The sequence below is a fragment of the Luteimonas sp. AC640a genome (assembly GCF_979256585.1).
Window position 1 is genome coordinate 1 of record NZ_CEEDOV010000013.1, and the last position, 17,897, is coordinate 17,897.

Here is a 17,897-nt window from a genome sequence, read left to right on the forward strand (position 1 = left end):
GGGCACGCAGCCCAAACTCGCTGCGCTCAGACACGGGCTGCTCTTCGACCCCGCCGCCCTGCGATGCTCGGCTCGCTCTACGGCTCGATTGAAATCAAAAGCCGAAAGCCAAAGCGAGGGCCAGAGCCAAAGCAAAAGCAAGAGCCAAAACAAGCGCCAACGCCCAAGCGTAAGCCCACACCTATCCCCACCCGCGCGACACCGCCTAGACTTCGGGCATGCCGGATCTGATCGCACGCATTCTTTATCTGCTCGCCGCGCTCGTCGGCGCATTGCCGGCGCCGGTGCTGCGCGGCATCGCCAGCGCAGTCGCTGCGCTCGGCCGACTCGCGGGCAGCCGCGAGAGCCGGGTCGCGCTGCGCAATCTCGAACTCGCCTATCCCGAACTGACCGACGACGAACGCGCGGCGCTGCAGCAGGCAATCCTGCGCACGACCGCGCTGCAGACGCTGGAAACATTGCGCCTGTGGACACGTCCGCATGCGCGCAATCTGCAGATGCTGCGCGAACAGCACGGCGTCGGTCTTTTCGACGCAGCACTGGCCGATGGCCGCGGTCTGATCGTCTGCGCCCCGCATTACGGCAACTGGGAGCTGCTCAACCAGTGGCTGGCCGCACGCACGCCGATCTCGATCCTCTATCGCGCGCCGGATTCGGCGATCGGTGAAGCGTTCCTGCGCCGCGTGCGCGCCGGCGTTCCGGACCGCGTGCGGCAGGTGCGCGCGGAAGGCCCGGCTGTGCGGCAGCTGTGGAAGACGCTCAAGGACGGCGGCGTCGTCGGCATCCTGCCCGACCAGCAGCCCAAGGCCGGCGACGGCGAATTCGCACCATTCTTCGGCTTGCCCGCACTGACGATGACGCTGGCATCGCGCCTCGCAGAGCGCACCGGCGCGACCGTGCTGTTCGCGTACTGCGAGCGCATTGGCGACGGTCCGGATTTCGCGTTGCGTATCGAACCCGCGCATCCCGCGATCGCCGATGCCGATCTGGTGCGTGCGACCACCGCACTCAACGCCGGCGTCGAACACATCGCGCGGCGCGATCCGGCGCAGTACCAGTGGACCTACAAACGTTACAAGGCCCGGCCGTCCGGCTCCCACGACGACAACCCCTATCTCGACCTCGAACGCCGACGATGAGCCCGTGCCGATGACCGCCAGCGAAGACCACGTGTCCACCCCGCCACCCTTGCCCGACGCATCGATGGCGCCCGCGCCGCAGCTGCAGCTCGAGACCGACGTCTGGCAGCCGCTACCGCTGCGTGCGCGCACGCTGGCGACGATCGCCACGCTGATCGGCACCTTGATTCCGCTGGCGATCGCGCTGGGCGTCGGCCTGATCGCCGCCGATCGCCAGCCGCTGTCGTTCGCGATCGCCGGCGCGCTGCTGCTGGTGATTCCGGCCTGGACGGTGTGGGTTGCGCGACGGCGCTGGCTGCGCACGCACTGGCGACTCGACGACGACGGCTTCGGCGTGCGACGCGGGCACATGTGGCGCAGCGACACGCGCGTGCCCGGCAACCGGGTGCAGCATCTCGACGTGCGACGCGGCCCGCTGGAACGCGCGTTCGGACTGGCGACGCTGATCGTGCACACTGCCGGCACCCGCAATAGCGCGCTGTCGCTGTCGGGTCTCGACTTCGAAGAAGCCGAGCGTCTGCGCGACACGCTGGCCGCGCGCGCCGCCCGTGACGACGACCATGACGACGCCTGAGCCGGCCGCGCCCGAGGCGTTGCTGCCCGAGAACCACGAGCGCCGCCTGCATCCGGGCTCGTGGCTGTTCGTGCTGCTGCAGAACCTGCGGCAGTTCATCGTGCCGTTGGCGGTGCTGCTGTTCGCCGGCGGCCGTCGCGACGACGGCTATCCGTGGTGGCTGCCGATGATCGGCGTCGGCGCACTGGTCGTCGTGTCGGTGTGGCAGTACCTGACGTTCCGCTACCGCATCGACGACGACCGCCTGATCGTGCGCAGCGGTCTGCTCGAACGCAGCGTCCGGCAGATTCCGTATTCGCGCATCCACAACGTCGCCATCCACCAGACCCTGCTGCATCGCCTGATGGGCGTCGCCGAAGTGCGACTGGAATCGGCCGGCGGTACCAAGCCCGAAGCGCAGATGCGCGTGCTGCGCATGCCCGAGGCACTGGCGCTCGAACAGCTGATCCGCGATCGCGGCCGCACCGATGCCAGCGTTGCGACGCCCGACGGCACGCCGGTCGCCGCACCCGCCGGCACGACACTGCTGGCCCTGTCGACCTGGGAGGTGATCAAGCTCGGTCTGATTTCGAACCGTGGGCTGATCGTCGTCGCCGGTGCGGTCGCGCTGTCGTTCCAGGTCATGCCCGAGCGCGCCATGGGGCGCCTGCTGGTCGAATACGGCCGCGAGGCGTTCGGCTACGCCAGCGGCTTTGCGACGACGTGGATGGCCAAGGGTCTGGTGCTGATGGGCGCGCTCGCGACGGCGCTGGTGCTGATCCGCGCGTTCTCGGTGATTCTGTCGCTGCTGCGCTATCACGGCTTCCGACTGCAGCGGCAGGGCCGGCGGCTGACCGTCGAGCGCGGCCTGCTGGGCCGGTCGCGCAGCAGCGTGCCGCGCCGGCGGATCCAGGCGTGGACACAACAGGAAGGCGTGCTGCACCGCCTGTTCGCGCGTCGCACGCTGGAGATCGACACCGCCAGCGCGCGCACCGGCGACGGCCAGGGCAATGCGAACGCGCAGCGCGGACTCGATGCACTCGCGCCGATTGCATCGCCCGACACCTGCGATGCGATCGTGCGCGACGTCGCCCTGCTGCCGTCATGGCCGCCGCAGCACTGGCAGCCGCTGCATCCACGCGCCTGGCAACGGCTGATGCTCGGCGATCTGTTCGTGACCGTCGGCCTGTGCGCCGCGCTGGCCTGGTTCTTCCAGTGGTGGGGCGCGCTGGGCCTGCTGTGGCTGCCGTGGTCGATGTTCGTTGCCCGCCGCCACGCCGCGCGCGCCGGTTACGCGGTCGACGATGCACTGGTCGCCGTGCGCGAAGGCTGGTGGTCGCGCACCTGGCGCTTCGCCGAACTCGGCAAGCTGCAGGCCGTCGAACTGCGCCAGTCGCCGCTGGACCGCCGCTTCGGCATGGCCTCGGTGTGGCTCGACACCGCCGGCGCCAACGCCCTGACCACTCCATTGCGATTGCGCTTCCTGTCGCTCCACGATGCCCAGCGCATCCACGCGACACTCGCCCACACGATCGCGAGGCGCCCGCTGCGCTGGTAATCGGCGACTGATCCTCTGTTTTTAGCAATGAGATTCATTATCATGTGCGGCCCGCACCGTCTGGCTGCCTCGCAATGCGTCTCCGTCGATCCGTTTTCCTTGCCGTTGCAGTCGCGCTCTGTCTCCCAACGCTCGCCACCTTTGCGCAGGACGTCGCGGATACTGCAGCGACCGACCTCGACACGGTGCGTGTCGTCGGGCGCGCGCAGAGCCTCTATCGCCGTGACGATGCCGCGGTGGGCACACGCACCGATACGCCGCTGTCGCAGGTGCCGCAGTCGATCCAGGTGCTGCCGCGCGAGCTGATCGACGATCAGGCGGCGCACGATGTCACCGATCTCTATCGCAGCATCAGCGGGATCAGCTTCTTCAGCTATGCCGGCGTCACGTTGCGCGGCTTCCGTCAGGAAAACGTGCTCTATGACGGACTGCGCGGCGATCCGTACGCCGGATTCTCGGTGCCCCAGCTGTTCAACATCGAACGCCTGGAAGTGCTCAAGGGACCGGCGGGCGCACTGTACGGCGGCGGCGAACCGGGCGGCATCATCAACTACGTGACCCGCAAGCCGCAGGCACAGGCACGGCGCCGGATCGACGTGGCCACCGGCAACGCCGACTACGCGTCGGGCTCCTTCGAAGCCACCGGCGCCATTGCGCCCGGCGCCCGCTATCGGCTCGGCCTGCATGCCGACGGCGACGCGGGCGTGCGCTGGAATGCCGACAGCGAAAGCCGGATCGGCGACGCATCGGTGGCGTTCGATGTCGGGCAGACCGGCGAACTGACGCTGCAGCTCACCGACATCACGCAGAACCAGGGCGGCAACCGCCTGCGCGGCGTGCCGGTGAACAATGCCGGCACGTTCCTGACCGACCGCCGCTGGAACCACAACGAGGCAACCGACTTCCTCGACATGGACGCGCGCGTCGCGCTGGCGCAGTACCGCGCATCGCCCTCGGCGGACTGGGATGTCGATCTGTCGGCGCGCTGGTTCGAAAACAGCGAGCACCAGATCTATCACGAGCCGATGGGGTTGATCGATCGCGACCGCGACGGCACCGCCGAATGGATGACACGCCAGCTGCGCAACCAGATCCGGGATAACGAAGGCCTGACCGTGGCGGGTAATGCGGTGTGGCGCTTCTCCACCGGCGCCATCGAGCACAAGCTCCTGTTCGGCGCCGACTGGTACCGGCTCGACGCGGACTTTGCCGCGCAGACGGCGAACAGCGCGGACCTCGCCCGCAATGCAGGCCCGGTGCCGGGCATCGACCTGTTCGCGCCGGTGTACGGACGCAGCGGCTGGTTCGATTACGGTCTCGACGCGCTGCCGTGGCGCACGACGCGCACACGCGGCGTCCGTTACGGCGGCTACGTGCAGGACGAGATCGCACTGACCTCGCGCTGGCGCGTGCTGGCGGGTCTGCGCTGGGACGGGTTCGACGACGAGGATCGCGTTACCGGCCGAGCGGGCGACGGCCAGGATCTGAGCTGGCGCCTGGGCAGTACCTACGCGCTGACCGACGGCATCAACGCCTACGCCAACGTGGCCAGCGGTTTCCTGCCGCAGGCCACCGCGAACCAGGATCCGGCCGCCGGCGGCCCGTTCGAAGCCGAGCGCAGCCGGCAGTGGGAAGCGGGCCTGAAAACCGAACTGGCCGGCGGACGCATCACGCTCGGCACCGCGCTGTATCGCATCGAGCGCAGCAACATCGTGCAGGCGACCGGCGATGTCGTGGACGGCGTCAACCAGCTTGCCCCGCTGGGCCTGGTACGCAGCGAAGGCCTGGAGCTCGACCTGCTGGCCGACGTCACCGATCGCTGGGTGCTCAACCTCGCCTACGCCTGGAACGATGCGCGCGTGATCGATGCCGGCAGCAACGGCATCGTCAATGCATCCGGCGACCGCTTTGCCAACGCGCCGCGCAACAAGCTGGGGCTGTGGTCGCGTCACGATCTGCCGGCGCTGTCGTCGGCCCTTGGATTCGGCCTCGACTACACCGGCGAACGCGTCAGCCTCGACGGCCAGCGCGTGAAGCCCTACACCGTGTTCGACGTGAGCTGGCAGACGCACTGGCGGTCGTGGAAATTCCAGGCCAACGTCAAGAACGTCTTCGACAAGGTCTACGCGGCCAGCGGCTTCATCGCCCGCAACGGGCACTTCCCCGGCGAACCGCGACGCCTTTACCTGCAGGCCGCCTACACGTTCTGATCGACGCACGTGAGCACCACGCCAGCCGCGCGCCAGCACACGACCGCCGCAGCCCCGAAGGGCGGCGGCGGGCGTCGCCTGTGGTTCGACCTGCACAGCTGGATCGGCCTGAAGCTGTCGATTTTCATGGCGTTCGTGTGCCTGACCGGCACGCTGGCGACGGTCTCGCAGGAGATCGACTGGCTGGTGTTTTCCGAAGCGCGCGTCACGCCGAACACGCAACACGCCAGCTGGGGCGACATGACGGCGGCCGTGCAGCGGGCGTATCCGCAGTGGACGCTTGAATCGTTGTCTGCACCGCATGCGTCGCGCTTTGCTGCGCGCGCGGTGATGCGCCTGCCCGATGGCGCGCGCCGCTTCGTCTGGGTCGATCCCTACAACGGACGCGTCACCGGTGACACGACGTGGTTCAACGCGCAGCGGATCCTGCGCAATACGCACCGGCACCTGATGCTGCCGCTGAAGATCGGCGTGCCGCTCGTCTCGGCATTGGCGGTGCCGCTGCTGCTGACGCTGATCAGCAGCCTGTACATCTACAAGCGCTGGTGGCGCGGCTTCCTGACCTTGCCTCGAGCCGACAGGCCGCGTCGACTGTGGGGCGACGTGCATCGTCTGGCGGGCGTCTGGAGCGTGTGGTTCATCGTGGTGATCACGCTGACCGGCGGCTGGTATCTCGTCGAATCGCTGGGCGGCGGCGCAGGCCGTGCTGCGGAGATCGCGCTCCCCTCCGCCGAGATCGCCACCGCCCCCGCCGATGCGGACGCGATCGATCACGCGGTCGCCGATGTCGCACGACGGTGGCCGGAACTGCAGGTCCGCGGCCTGCACGACGTGAGCACGCGCAGTCTGCTGCTCGATGGCGAAGCGCAGGCCTGGCTGGTGCGCGACCGTGCGAATGCGGTCGGCTACGACCTGCAGGACCGCCGCATGACAGGCCAACGCGATGGCCGCGACATGGGCATCCACCAGCGCATCTCCGAGATGGCCGATCCCCTGCATTTCGGTACGTTCGGCGGGTGGCCGGTCCGCTGGCTGTGGTTCGTGTCCGGCGTCCTGCTCACCACGCTGAGCGTGACCGGCGTCTATCTCTATGGCCTGCGCGTGTCCGATGCGCTGCGCTCCGCGGCGCGGCGCCAGGGCAACACGGTCGCCCGGGCCATCAGCCCATGGCGCCAGGTGTGGACCGGCGTGGCACGTTGGCGCTGGATCTGGATTCCGCTGCTGTGCGTTTGGGCCTGGCTCCTGGCCACTGCGCTGCGCGCCGCCTAGCGCGCGCGTCGCGACTTGAGGTAGTGCGAGACCATGCCGACCCAGTGTTCGATGCGCTTGGCCAGCGGCATCGGCGCCTGGAACAGCAACCAGCTGTAAGCGCGCAGTTCCCAGAACGTCGGCGCGGGCTTGGTGCGGAATTCGGCCTTGGCCATGCGCAACCAGCGCGGCGTGATGCCGGCCTGCTGGCGATAGAACTCGAGCATGCGCTCGCTGCCGACGACGTGGCGATACACGCGCAACGGCGATGGCCCGAACGACTTCAGCGCGTTGCTGCCGTGTTCGCGATGGCCAACCAGGGTGTCGGACAGATAGATCTTGTGCGCGCCGAGGATGTCGGCGCCGTAGACGATGCAGTCGTCAGGACGCGAGAGCCAGTCGGCGGCGCGCTCGGGCGGCAGCGTCAGCAACCGGGTCATCAGTGTGCTGCGCAGGCTCACCGCCGATGTCGCCGCGCCCTGGAAGCGGTGGTAGTAGGCGTTGAGCAGGATCGACAGGCCGAGATCGCGATCCGGACCGGGCTTAAACATCGGCTTGTCCAGATCGCCGAACAGCTGCATGTTCGTGTAGACGAAATCGACTTCCGGCCGCGCGGCATAGACGTCGACAATGCGCTGCAGATAGTCGGGGTTCCAGCGGTCGTCGGAATCGAGCAACGCGATGATGTCGCCGCGCGCCTGCGCGAAGCCGGTGATCCAGGCCTGCAGCTGGCCGCCGTTGGCCTGCTCGATCACCTGGATCTTCGGGTGGTCACCGTAATGGCGGCGCAGCAGCTCGGGCGAGCCGTCGCGCGAGCCGTCGTCGACGATGATGATTTCCAGCGCGCTTTCCGCCTGCGCGAGCACCGACTTGATCGCCTCGACGACGAACGCGGCGTAGTTGTAGCTCGAGACGAGCACGCTGACGGTGGGGCGGACGGGAGCGGTCATGGACATCGGGGCGACGCCGCGCATGCGGCGCCGGCATCATAACAATGCGCCCCGCCACGCCCGGACGCCGCCGGCGCGATCGGCGACAATCTCGGCATGTCGATTCCCGCACCCGCACCCGCCGCCGCGCCGCTGCCGATCTCCGGCGTCGTCATCACCAGGAACGAGGGCGACCGCATCGGCCGCTGTCTCGATTCGATGCGCGGCCTGTGCGCTGAACTGGTCGTCGTCGATTCCGGATCGACCGACGACACCGTCGCGGTCGCCACCGCGCATGGCGCACGCGTCGTGCACCAGGACTGGCTGGGCTATGCGGCGCAGAAGACCTTCGCCAATACGCTGGCCGTACACGACTGGCTGCTGCTGCTCGACGCCGACGAATGGCTGTCGCCCGGCACCGACGCAACAGTCCGCAAGCTGTTCGCGGACGGCCGCGTGGAGACCGCCGACGCCTGGCTGCTGACCCGTCGCAACTGGTTCCTCGGCCATCGCCTGCGCGGCGGCGAACCGATGGAACGTCTGGTCCGCGCGGGCTGGCGTTACCTGCCCTCCCAGGTCCACGAGCGCCCGGATCTCGAAGGCAAGACGGTCGCGAAACTCGACGCCGACTTCGAACACGACACCTCGCGCAGCCATGCCGAGCACGTCGCCAAGCTGTCGAAGTACGCCGCGCTGTGGGCGCAGCAGCGGCGCGATGCCGGCAAGCGCGCCAATGCAGTCGATGGCCCGCTGCACGCGGCCGCGTACCTGCTCAAGCAATACCTGTTGCGCGGTGCATTTCTCGACGGCGCCCCGGGCTGGCGCTTCCACAAGGCGCAGGCCGACTACGTGCTGGAGAAATACCGGCGGCTGCGCAGCCTGTCCTGACCGCCACGCGCTTCAACCGATCCGCAGGATGGATCGAGCGCAGCGACACCCATCGAATTTCGGGATGCCATGCGTGGCGTCTCGCGAGTTTTCTGTCCGTCATCCCCGCGTAGGCGGGGATCCATGGACATTGCGTTCAATGAATTGACCTCCATGGATTGACCAGCCATTCGGCTGTTGAAAAGCGCTTCAGCCTGCGCGGTAACGACGCCTGCAGGTGTCTTGCGGGAGGTCCCCCCCTAACGCCTGGGCCCGTGCACCAGACCGAACTCGGTCCACGTCAGCCGCCCGGCGGCGACTGCATCGCGGATCGCCTGGTTGGCCGCCTTCATTTCCGGCTTCACGTAGCCACGCGCGTGGTCGAGATGGATGCACACCGCCGAGAAGCGGATCTGCTTGCCGATCACGCCGGCATTCGCGAGCCGCTCGCCGAGTTCGAGATCCTCGCCGCCGTAGGTCATGCGCTCGTCGAAACCGTTGACGCGCACGAGGTCCCCTTTCCAGCCCGACGCATTGTTGCCAGCCCAGCGCGCTTTCGTCGGCGTGGTCGCATTGAGCACGCGCTCGCGCCACCCAGGACGCGCCCAGAGCTTCAGCGAACGCTTCTTGCGCGGCAGGCCATTGGCCTTGAGCCAGTCGAGATCGGTGTGCAGCCCGCGTGCGATGACGGCCTGGTCGATCTTCAGACTCAGGTCCATCGGCAGCTTGCAGTAGCCACCGCCGAGATACCGGCCCGGTTCGCGCAGGCGCAGATGCTGGCTGACGAAATCAGCGCGCGGCACGCAGTCGCCGTCGGAGAAAATCAGATAGTCAGCGCGTGCATCCTCGATGCCGCGATTGAGGATGGTGCACTTCCGGAAACCGGCGTCCTCGTGCCAGACGTGTCGCAGCGGATACGGCAGGTCCGGCGCGAGCGCCGCGAGCATCTCGCGCGTCGCCGGGCCGGAACCATCGTCGGCGACGATCAGTTCGAAATCCTGCCGGTCCTGCTGCGCATAGCCCCACAGACACCGCTGCAGCCAGTCGGCGTTGTTGTAGGCGCTGATGATCAGGCTGGCGGCGGGTGTCTGCATGCCGGTGATTCTAAGCGAGGGCCCGGTGTCGGGTCGGGCTCAGCGCAGGCGCTTCAGGCGCGCGTAGAAGAAGCCGTCCATGCCCGATTCGCCGGGCAGGCGCTGGTGGCCGGCGCCGGTGTCGCGGCCGAAGCGCGCATCCAGCGGTTCGAGCGCAAAGTCCGCATGGCGCGCGAGGAACGCTTCAACCTGGTCGGCGTTCTCGCGTCGCAGGATCGAACACGTCGCGTACAGCAGCGTGCCGCCCGGCGCGACGACCGCGGCCAGCGCATCGAGCAGCTGCGCCTGCAGCGCGGCGAGCGCATCGAGATCGGCGGGGCGACGGTGCAGCAGCACGTCGGGCTGACGACGCACGATGCCAGTCGCCGAGCACGGCGCATCCAGCAGCACGGCGTCGAACGGCGTGCCGTCCCACCAGCGCGCGGTGTCCAGTGCATCGGCGGTGCGCACACGTGCCTGCGCGCCGATGCCCAGACGCCTGAAGGTCTGTTCGATGCGCGCGACGCGCGGCGCGGCGATGTCGATCGCCAGCAGACGCAGCGCGGGATCGCATTCGAGCAGATGCGCGCTTTTGCCGCCGGGCGCGGCGCAGGCATCGAGTACATGCGCGCCGGGCGCCAGCTGCATCGCATCGGCCACGCGCTGCGCAGCGCCGTCCTGGATCGACACATCGCCATCGGTGAAGCCCGGCAAGGCATCGACCGGCACCGGCGTCGCGAGACGCAAGGCGTCGGGCATGCCGTCCGGCACGTCGGCCTGCAGACCGGCCTGGATCAGCCGCGTGTAATAGGCGTCGCGCGTGCCGCGGCGGGTGTTGACCCGCAGCCACTGCGGCGCGGCGGCGGCGCTTGCGGTGAGGATCGCCTCGACATCCTGCGGCCAGTCGGCGCGCACTTCCTGCAGCAACCACGCAGGCCAGGCGGCATCGGCGCCCGCGCTCGGCAGACCGTCCTTCTGCGCGCGTCGCAGCAGCGCGTTGACGAGGGCTGCCTGGTGCGCGCGGCCCAGCAGGCGCGCGGCATCGACGGTCGCATTGAGCGCGGCGTGCGCCGGCAGGCCCATCGGATCGAGCTGGGCGAAGCCGGCGTAGATCAGCGCGCGCAGCGGTGCATCGCGCGCACCGGGCGGACGCGGCATCCAGCGCGACAGCGCGGCGGCATAGCGGCCCTGATGGCGGATCGCGGCGAAGGCCATGGCCTCGACCAGCGCGCGGTCGCGCACGTCGTCGATGCCGGCCAGTGCCGTCGACAGTTCCGCTTTCAACGAGCGGCCGTGATGCAGCACCGCGTCGATGACGCGCGCCGCTGCGAGCCGGGCCTGTGCGCCGTGATCCACGTCAGGCGCCCGCGCCGCGCAGATCACTGCGCGCGTTGAGGTAGTCGGCCACGTCGATCACACGACCGCCGGCGCGCTGCACGCGCTGCAGGCGCAGCGCGCCCTCGCCGCATGCGATCACGATGCCCGCGCGGCCAGCGGCCAGAACGCTGCCCGGTGCCTGCCCATGCACCAGTGGCGCGAGACTCGCGCCATGGATGCGCAGACGCTCACCGGCGACATCCGCCTCCGCCACCGGCCAGGGATTGAAGGCACGTACGGTGTCGGCCAGCACGCGCGCCGGCTGCGACCAGTCCAGTCGCGCCTCGGCCTTGTCGAGCTTGTGCGCGTAGGTCACGCCTGCCTCCGGCTGCGCGGCCGGCCCGAGCTGCATACCGGCACGCAACAGGCCCAGGCCGTCGGACAACACCTGCGCACCCAGCGCCGCGAGCCGGTCGTGCAGGCTGCCGCCGGTGTCCTCGTGCGTGATCGGCGTGGACTGGCGCAGCAGGACTGGCCCGGTATCGAGCCCCTTCTCCATCTGCATCAGGCACACGCCGGTCTCGACATCGCCGGCCTGGATGGCGCGCTGGATCGGCGCGGCACCCCGCCAGCGCGGTAGCAGCGAGGCATGCACGTTCCAGCAGCCGTACTTGGGGATGTCGAGCACCGCCTGCGGCAGCAGCAGACCATAGGCAACGACGATCATCAGGTCGGGTTCTAGCGCGCGCAGGGTGTCGAGCACCTCGGCGCCCTTCAGCCGCTCGGGCTGGTGCACGGTCAATCCACGCTCGACCGCCATCTGCTTGACCGGTGACGCGGTCAGTGCGCGGCCGCGGCCGGCGGGACGATCGGGCTGGGTATAGACGGCGACCACTTCATGGCGGGCATCGGCCGCAAGCAGCGAGGGCACGGCGAAATCCGGCGTACCGGCGAAGACGAGTTTCATAAGCGTGGTGTCCTGGAAGGCGTACTGCCTCGGCGTGACGCGGTGACGGCGAGCGCCGTCGGATCCATCGGCGCCGCGCGCGGCGGTCGACTCAGCCGCGCTCGTCCTTGCGCAGCTTCTCGAGCTTCTTCAACGCGCGGTCGCGCTTGAGCGGCGACAGGTAATCGATGAACAGCTTGCCGTCGAGATGGTCGATCTCGTGCAGCACGCAGGTCGCCAGCAGGCCATCGACACTGAGTTCGAACGGCTTGCCGTGACGATCGAGCGCGGTCACGGTGATGCCGTCGGCGCGGGTCACGTCGGCAAATATCCCCGGGATCGACAGGCAGCCTTCGGTATGGACACGCAGATCCGCAGAGCGGTCACGGATCTCCGGGTTCACGAACACCAGCGGCTGCTCGCGGCCTTCGGTCACGTCGATGACCATGAAGCGTTCGTGGGTATCGATCTGCGTCGCGGCCAGGCCGATGCCGGGCGCCTCGTACATGGTCTGGAACATGTCGTCGAGCATGCGCTGGAAGGCGGGGTCGGCGAAACGGTCGGCCGCAACGGGCTCGGCCAGTTTGCGCAGGCGGGAATGGGGGTATTCGAGGATCTCGAGCAGGGCCATGGGGTCGAATAGCGAAGGCGGTCACAGCCGCGTGGACGAAACAACCATTGTAACGCGACGCACACTTGCGTCCGCGCGGACCTTTCAGGCTATATTGCGCCGCTGCAAGGGGAAAAATCCAAGGGGAGCAGGTAGATGGCCGGCACGCTTCAACGCCTTTCAAGGTCGTTCCGCACGGGTTGTGCCGTTGCGTTGCTGACTGTCACCACGTTCGCAGCTGCCCAGCAGATGCGCGGCGATCATCCCGAGACCTATGTCGTGGTCCGCGGCGACACCCTCTGGGGCATCGCCGGTCGGTTCCTCGAAAAGCCATGGCTGTGGCCGGAAATCTGGCAGGCCAATCCGCAGATCGCGAACCCGCACCTGATCTATCCGGGCGACGTGATCAGCCTGGCGTATCTCAATCGCGTGACGATGCGACCGGGCCCGCGCCCGGTCGACGTCGCGCCGATCGGTGCGATCCCGCTGTCGGATATCGAGCCGTTCCTCAAGAACCGCCGCATCGTGTTCGACTTCGAGACCCTGCCTTACGTGCTCGGTTACGAGGACGGCCGCCTGCGCGGCAGCGTCGACCGCAACGTCTACGTCAAGGGCCTGGACACCGCACGTCCGGGCGAACGCTACGCGGTGCTGCGCGCCGCCACCGAGTTCTACGGCGCGCGTCGTTCGCGTGACCTCGACTTCCGCGGCAAGCGCATCCCGGGTGAAAGCAACCTGTGGTCGCACACCCAGCCCAAGTCGCGCCAGCAGGACGCGTTCCTCGGCTACGAGATGGTGCAGATGGGCGTCGGCACGGTGGTGCACGGCCCCACCGCGCAGAGCGACACCACAGCGCTGGCGCTGGACAACAACGGCTACGAGGCCCGCGCAGGCGACCGCATCGTGCCGGTGAATCCGCAGCCCTACGACCTGCAGTTCTTCCCACATCCGCCGAGCGCCGACGCACTCGCCTCCGAAGCCCGCGTGATCGGCGTCGCCGACATGCTGGTCACCGGCGGCCCGCGCGACGTCATCGCGATTTCGGCCGGCCACCAGAACGGCGTCGACAACGGCACCGTGTTCTCGGTCTGGCGCACGGGTTCGCACAACGTCGATCGCGTGGCGCATCCCAACACCTCGCGCATCACCGAGTCGCCGAATGCAGGCACCCGTCGTGACCGCCTGCCGGACGAGTACGCCGCGCACGCAATGGTGTTCCTGACCTTCGACTTCGTCAGCTATGCGCTGGTGATGGAAGGCGAGAAGCCGGCCGGCGTCGGCTACACGCTCAAGCACCCCGACGCCGAACAGTAAGGGCGCGCCCGCGTTGCGCGGGCTTTCCCGACGGCATCAGACGACGGCACCTTCGGGTGCCGTTTTCGTGTGCGGCCTAGGCTTCAGTCATGGACGACGATGCCGATCTGCACGCGCTGCTGCGCTTGATCCACGCCGGTGGCGCTGCTGCGCCGCGGCGCCGCCTGCTCGAACATGCACAAGGCCCGGCCGCCGCGCTGGCGGGCGGCGCGTCGGCCTGGCGCGAAGCCGGTCTCGATGCCGCGCAGCGCGCGGCGCTAAGCGGTCCGGAAGACGCGGTCGACGACTGGCGCCGCTGGCTCGCCGGCGCACCTGCGCGCCATGTGATCGGTTGGCACGATCCCGACTACCCCTTGCTGCTCAAGCGCATGCAGGCGCCGCCGCTGGCGCTGTTCGTCGAAGGCGATCCCTGCCGCCTGTGGCACGCCGGCGTGGCCGTGGTCGGCAGCCGCGCGCCGACCGCGGGCGGCCGTGACAACGCGGCGCTGTTCGCGCGGCGCTTCGCCCTCGATGGCCTGTCGGTGGTCAGCGGTCTGGCCAGCGGTATCGACGCGGCCGCGCACAGTGCGGCGCTCGATGCGGGTGGCGATACCGTCGCCGTGCTCGGCAGCGGCATCGACATGCCCTACCCGCGCTCGAACCTCCGCCTGCACGCGCGCATCGTCGAAGCCGGCACAGTCGTGAGCGAGTACGCGCCCGGCACGCCGGCGCGACGCGAGCAGTTTCCCAGCCGCAACCGCATCGTTGCCGGGCTCGCGCTCGGCACCCTGGTGGTCGAGGCCGCGCAGCGCTCGGGCGCATTGATCACCGCGCGCCTGGCTGCCGACGCGGGTCGCGAGGTCTTTGCCATCCCCGGCTCGATCCACAACCCGATGGCCCGCGGCTGCCATCGCCTGCTGCGCGATGGCGCCACCCTGGTCGAAGCGCCCGAGGAGGTGACCGGCGCCCTGTCCGCGATCGCCGGCGAACTCGCCGACGCCTTGCGAGAGAGGCTCGACGCCCCCATCCAGAGCGTCGAGACGATACTGAACACGGCTGGCGCGGGTGCCGCATCCGATCCCGACAGCGTCGACCCTGACTACAACCGGTTGTGGAAGGCCCTCGGGCACGACCCAACCGGTATGGATGAACTGGTCGCGCGCAGTGGATTGACGGTCGCCCGGGCGTCGGCCATGCTGCTGTCCATGGAGCTGGATGGACGTGTGGCTCAGCTGCACGGTCGGTATTCCCGAAAGTCCTGACACGACGCGCCCAAGGGCGCAGGCCGAGGGGAAATGAAAGAAAGCATCCTGGATGTGCTGCTGTACCTGTTCGAACACTATTTCACCGAGGATGCGGACCTCGTCCGCGATCGCGACTCCCTCCAGAGCGGCCTGCTCCAGGCCGGTTTCAGTCCCGCCGAAGTCAGCAAGGCCTTCGACTGGCTCGATGCGCTGGCCGACCAGCGTCCGGCCGTGCCGGTGGTTCGCGCAAACGGCCCGACCCGCGTGTTCTCCGGTCCCGAACTCGACCGGCTCGATGTCGATTGCCGCGGTTTCCTGCTGTTCCTGGAACAACACGGTGTGCTCGATGCCGACCAGCGCGAACTGGTCCTCGACCGGGCAATGGCGCTCGATCAGGACGAACTGGATCTCGACGATCTGAAGTGGGTCGTGCTGATGGTGCTGTTCAACCAGCCCGGCAGCGAAGCGGCCTACGCGTGGATGGAAACGCAGATGTTCGCCGACGAGCCCGAGCCGGTGCACTGACGCGGCAACCCGTTCGACGAAGACACCGACAGGCGCCCACCCGGGCGCCTGTCGCGTTTCAGGTGTCTTGGGCCGCCCACAGTGCCGCTGTAGGATGAACACGGGGAGCGGCCGGACGTCCGGCCCGGCAGGATCATCGATGGCGGACACCTCGTTCCACGCGACGCCCGACGATGGGCGCACCGGCCAGATGCGCGCCGACGCCGGGTTCTCTCCGACGCCGCCCCGGGCGAGCGCTTCACAGACACCACCGGAACGTCGCCGAGCCTGAGTCCCGTCACCCACCGCCACACCGCCTGTACGCCCGAACGAGAAGGACGCCTGCCCGATGACCGAGTGGTACTACGCCGACACCACCAACACCCGTCAGGGCCCGATCACGACGCCGGCGCTGCTGCAGCTGCGCCAGCAGGGCACGCTCGGTGACGGGACGCTGCTGTGGCGCGACGAGCTGGATGGCTGGACGCCGCTGCACGCGCTGGCGCACGAGCTGGGACTGGTGGATCCGACGGCGTCGCCCGTCGCGGCCACGACGACGGACGGCCGGGCGCTGGAACCGGTCGCGCCTGCAACAACAGATGCCGGAACGCCGGCAGAATCCGTCGACGACGGCTGGCGCCCGGCCGGCGATGCGCGGGTTCCGCCCGCACAGCCAGCGACTGCGTCCGACGCGGCCTCGCCCTATTCGCCGCCGGTCGCGCCGGTGGTCCGCGCCGCGCATGTCGTGCACGGCGGCGATGTCATCGATGCGGGCTTTCTCAAGCGCGCGGCGGCGTTGTTCATCGATTCGCTGCTGGTCACCGCGGTCTACTACGCCATCGTCCTCGCTGCGATCGTGCTGTTCGGACTCGGCGGCACGCTCGGGCGGCTGGGATCCGGCACGCCCGATTTCGGCGTCGCGGGCATCTTCCTGATCGCGGTGATCTATCTCGCTTGGCCGCTGGTCAGCGGGCTCTACTACGTGCTGATGGAGTCGTCCGCGCGCCAGGCGACGCTCGGCAAGATGGCCGTCGGCATCAAGGTCACCGGGCTCGACGGCGGCCGCATCAGCCGCGGGCGAGCGTTCGCGCGATGGGCGTCGCACCTGCTCGCCTACGTCACGCTGTGCATCGCGTACCTGGTCGCGTTGTTCACCGAGCGCAAGCAGGGCCTGCACGACATGGTCGCGAGCACCTACGTCGTGGACCAGTGGGCCTACACCGACCATCCCGAACACCAGCAGCGCACGCTGGGCACGGTGGCCATCGTGATCCTCGTGCTGTGGGCCGGCCTGCTGCTGCTCGGTGTCGGCGCCGTGGTCCTGGCCGGTATCGCCGCCTCGCTCTGACCCCACACACCACCGCGTTTCCATCACCCGACAAGGACGTCCACCGATGACCGACTGGTATTACGCCGACGGGCGCAACACGCGCCACGGCCCCGTGACCCAATCCGCGCTGCTGCAACTCCGCCAGGACGGCATCGTCGGCGACGCCACGCTGATCTGGCGCGATGGCCTGGCCGGCTGGCAGCCGTTCCGCGAACTGGCAGCCGAACTCGGCGTCGCGCCTGCCGCCGGCATCGAGGCGTGGGCACTGGAGCCGGTGGCACCGGTCGCGACAGCGGCCGCCAGCGACGAGGTGGATGCGAGCTGGCGCCCGCTCACCGCCACCGGCGCAGGTGACTCGGGATATGCAGGCTCGCCCTACGCACCGCCGACCGCCAACGTCGCCCGAGCCGATGCCGTCACCCAGGGCGGCGATGTCGTGCTGGCCGGCTTCCTCAAGCGGGTCGCGGCGTATGCCATCGACGCCGTCATCGTCGGCATCGCCAGCGCGGTCGTCGGCGGGCTGATCTACGAACTGCTCGGCGTCGGCGGTTTCGGCCGCGGATTCTGGCTGGAGCAGGCGGTCATCAACGCGGTCTCGCTGGTGCTCTCGGCGCTGTACTTCGCCTGGTTCCATGCCGCCTACGCGATGGCGACGCCCGGCAAGATGGCGGTCGGCATCAAGGTCGTGCGGCTGGACGGCGCGCGGATCTCGTTCCTGCGCGGCATCGGCCGTTATTTCGCGACCATCCTCAGCAGCGTGATCCTGATGATCGGCTTCCTGATGGCCGGCTTCACCCAGCGCAAGCAGGCCCTGCACGACATGGTCTGCGACACCCTGGTGGTGGACCGCTGGGCCTTCACCGACCGGCCGGAACTGCAGCGCCGCGAGCTGGGCACGGTCACCGTGGTGGTCCTCGTGCTTGTGGGCATCCTGACCGGACTCGGCCTGCTGGCGCTCCTCGCGCTGGTCGGAATCGCGGCCTTTTCCTGACCGGCAGCCACGGCGGCGCTTGACACACCCCCCCGCGCGTGATTCCACTATAAAAGCAACCGACGCCCGGGGCTCGTCCCCGGGC

Annotated in this window: 16 protein-coding genes; 11 read left to right on the top strand and 5 right to left on the bottom strand. The window is 68.8% G+C overall.

Going from position 1 to position 17,897, the window contains the following annotated elements; all coding sequences use genetic code 11:
• The first annotated feature begins 218 nt into the window (after positions 1–218).
• From ACZ9YD_RS12915 to ACZ9YD_RS12935, 5 genes are all read left to right on the top strand, one after another.
• Entirely contained in the window at positions 219–1,139 is a 921-nt protein-coding gene (locus ACZ9YD_RS12915) for a lauroyl acyltransferase (protein WP_465075656.1), read from the top strand.
• Between the two features lie 10 nt (positions 1,140–1,149).
• Complete coding sequence (locus tag ACZ9YD_RS12920; protein ID WP_465075657.1) at positions 1,150–1,713, top strand: PH domain-containing protein; 564 nt, start codon at positions 1,150–1,152, stop codon at positions 1,711–1,713.
• Entirely contained in the window at positions 1,700–3,250 is a 1,551-nt protein-coding gene (locus ACZ9YD_RS12925) for a PH domain-containing protein (RefSeq protein ID WP_465075658.1), read from the top strand. The genes ACZ9YD_RS12920 and ACZ9YD_RS12925 overlap by 14 nt, the downstream gene beginning before the upstream one ends.
• Before the next feature lie 74 nt (positions 3,251–3,324).
• Positions 3,325–5,460 (top strand): TonB-dependent siderophore receptor, encoded by a 2,136-nt coding sequence (locus tag ACZ9YD_RS12930; protein ID WP_465075659.1) that lies wholly within the window; start codon positions 3,325–3,327, stop codon positions 5,458–5,460.
• 9 nt (positions 5,461–5,469) lie between these two features.
• Positions 5,470–6,729: a PepSY-associated TM helix domain-containing protein gene (locus ACZ9YD_RS12935; protein WP_465075661.1), complete on the top strand. Its 1,260-nt coding sequence runs from the start codon at positions 5,470–5,472 to the stop codon at positions 6,727–6,729.
• Here ACZ9YD_RS12935 and ACZ9YD_RS12940 read toward each other — a convergent pair.
• Complete coding sequence (locus ACZ9YD_RS12940; protein ID WP_465075662.1) at positions 6,726–7,658, bottom strand: glycosyltransferase family 2 protein; 933 nt, start codon at positions 7,656–7,658, stop codon at positions 6,726–6,728. The genes ACZ9YD_RS12935 and ACZ9YD_RS12940 overlap by 4 nt on opposite strands.
• A 96-nt stretch (positions 7,659–7,754) precedes the next feature.
• Between ACZ9YD_RS12940 and ACZ9YD_RS12945 the strand changes: the two genes are divergently transcribed.
• Positions 7,755–8,525, top strand: coding sequence for a glycosyltransferase family 2 protein (locus tag ACZ9YD_RS12945; RefSeq protein WP_465075663.1), 771 nt, complete (start codon positions 7,755–7,757; stop codon positions 8,523–8,525).
• Positions 8,526–8,764: 239 nt separating this feature from the next.
• Here the strand turns inward: ACZ9YD_RS12945 and ACZ9YD_RS12950 are convergent, their stop codons facing one another.
• The 4 genes from ACZ9YD_RS12950 to def all read right to left on the bottom strand — a co-directional run bounded on the left by ACZ9YD_RS12950 (position 8,765) and on the right by def (position 12,471).
• Positions 8,765–9,598 carry a glycosyltransferase family 2 protein gene (locus tag ACZ9YD_RS12950; protein ID WP_465075664.1) on the bottom strand — a complete coding sequence of 278 codons (834 nt, stop codon included), beginning with the start codon at positions 9,596–9,598 and terminating at the stop codon, positions 8,765–8,767.
• 39 nt (positions 9,599–9,637) lie between these two features.
• Positions 9,638–10,933, bottom strand: coding sequence for a 16S rRNA (cytosine(967)-C(5))-methyltransferase RsmB (gene rsmB / locus ACZ9YD_RS12955; RefSeq protein ID WP_465075665.1), 1,296 nt, complete (start codon positions 10,931–10,933; stop codon positions 9,638–9,640).
• Between the two features lies 1 nt (position 10,934).
• On the bottom strand, positions 10,935–11,861 hold the full coding sequence (gene fmt, locus ACZ9YD_RS12960) for a methionyl-tRNA formyltransferase (RefSeq protein WP_465075666.1): 927 nt from the start codon (positions 11,859–11,861) through the stop codon (positions 10,935–10,937).
• A 91-nt stretch (positions 11,862–11,952) separates the two neighbouring features.
• Positions 11,953–12,471: a peptide deformylase gene (gene def, locus ACZ9YD_RS12965; protein ID WP_465075667.1), complete on the bottom strand. Its 519-nt coding sequence runs from the start codon at positions 12,469–12,471 to the stop codon at positions 11,953–11,955.
• A 135-nt stretch (positions 12,472–12,606) separates the two neighbouring features.
• Here def and ACZ9YD_RS12970 point away from each other — a divergent pair, with 135 nt between their 5' ends.
• The 5 genes from ACZ9YD_RS12970 (at position 12,607) to ACZ9YD_RS12990 (ending at position 17,812) form a co-directional block, all read left to right on the top strand.
• Entirely contained in the window at positions 12,607–13,764 is a 1,158-nt protein-coding gene (locus tag ACZ9YD_RS12970; RefSeq protein WP_465075668.1) for a LysM peptidoglycan-binding domain-containing protein, read from the top strand.
• Positions 13,765–13,853: 89 nt separating this feature from the next.
• Complete coding sequence (dprA, locus tag ACZ9YD_RS12975) at positions 13,854–15,005, top strand: DNA-processing protein DprA (RefSeq protein ID WP_465075669.1); 1,152 nt, start codon at positions 13,854–13,856, stop codon at positions 15,003–15,005.
• 33 nt (positions 15,006–15,038) lie between these two features.
• The gene (locus tag ACZ9YD_RS12980; RefSeq protein WP_310152417.1) at positions 15,039–15,512 is read left to right on the top strand and encodes a DUF494 family protein; all 474 of its coding nucleotides are present in this window, start codon (positions 15,039–15,041) and stop codon (positions 15,510–15,512) included.
• A 328-nt stretch (positions 15,513–15,840) separates the two neighbouring features.
• Positions 15,841–16,839, top strand: coding sequence for an RDD family protein (locus ACZ9YD_RS12985; protein ID WP_465075670.1), 999 nt, complete (start codon positions 15,841–15,843; stop codon positions 16,837–16,839).
• 46 nt (positions 16,840–16,885) lie between these two features.
• A complete protein-coding gene (locus tag ACZ9YD_RS12990) occupies positions 16,886–17,812 on the top strand; it encodes an RDD family protein (RefSeq protein WP_465075671.1) in 927 nt (308 codons plus the stop codon).
• The last annotated feature ends 85 nt before the right edge of the window (positions 17,813–17,897 follow it).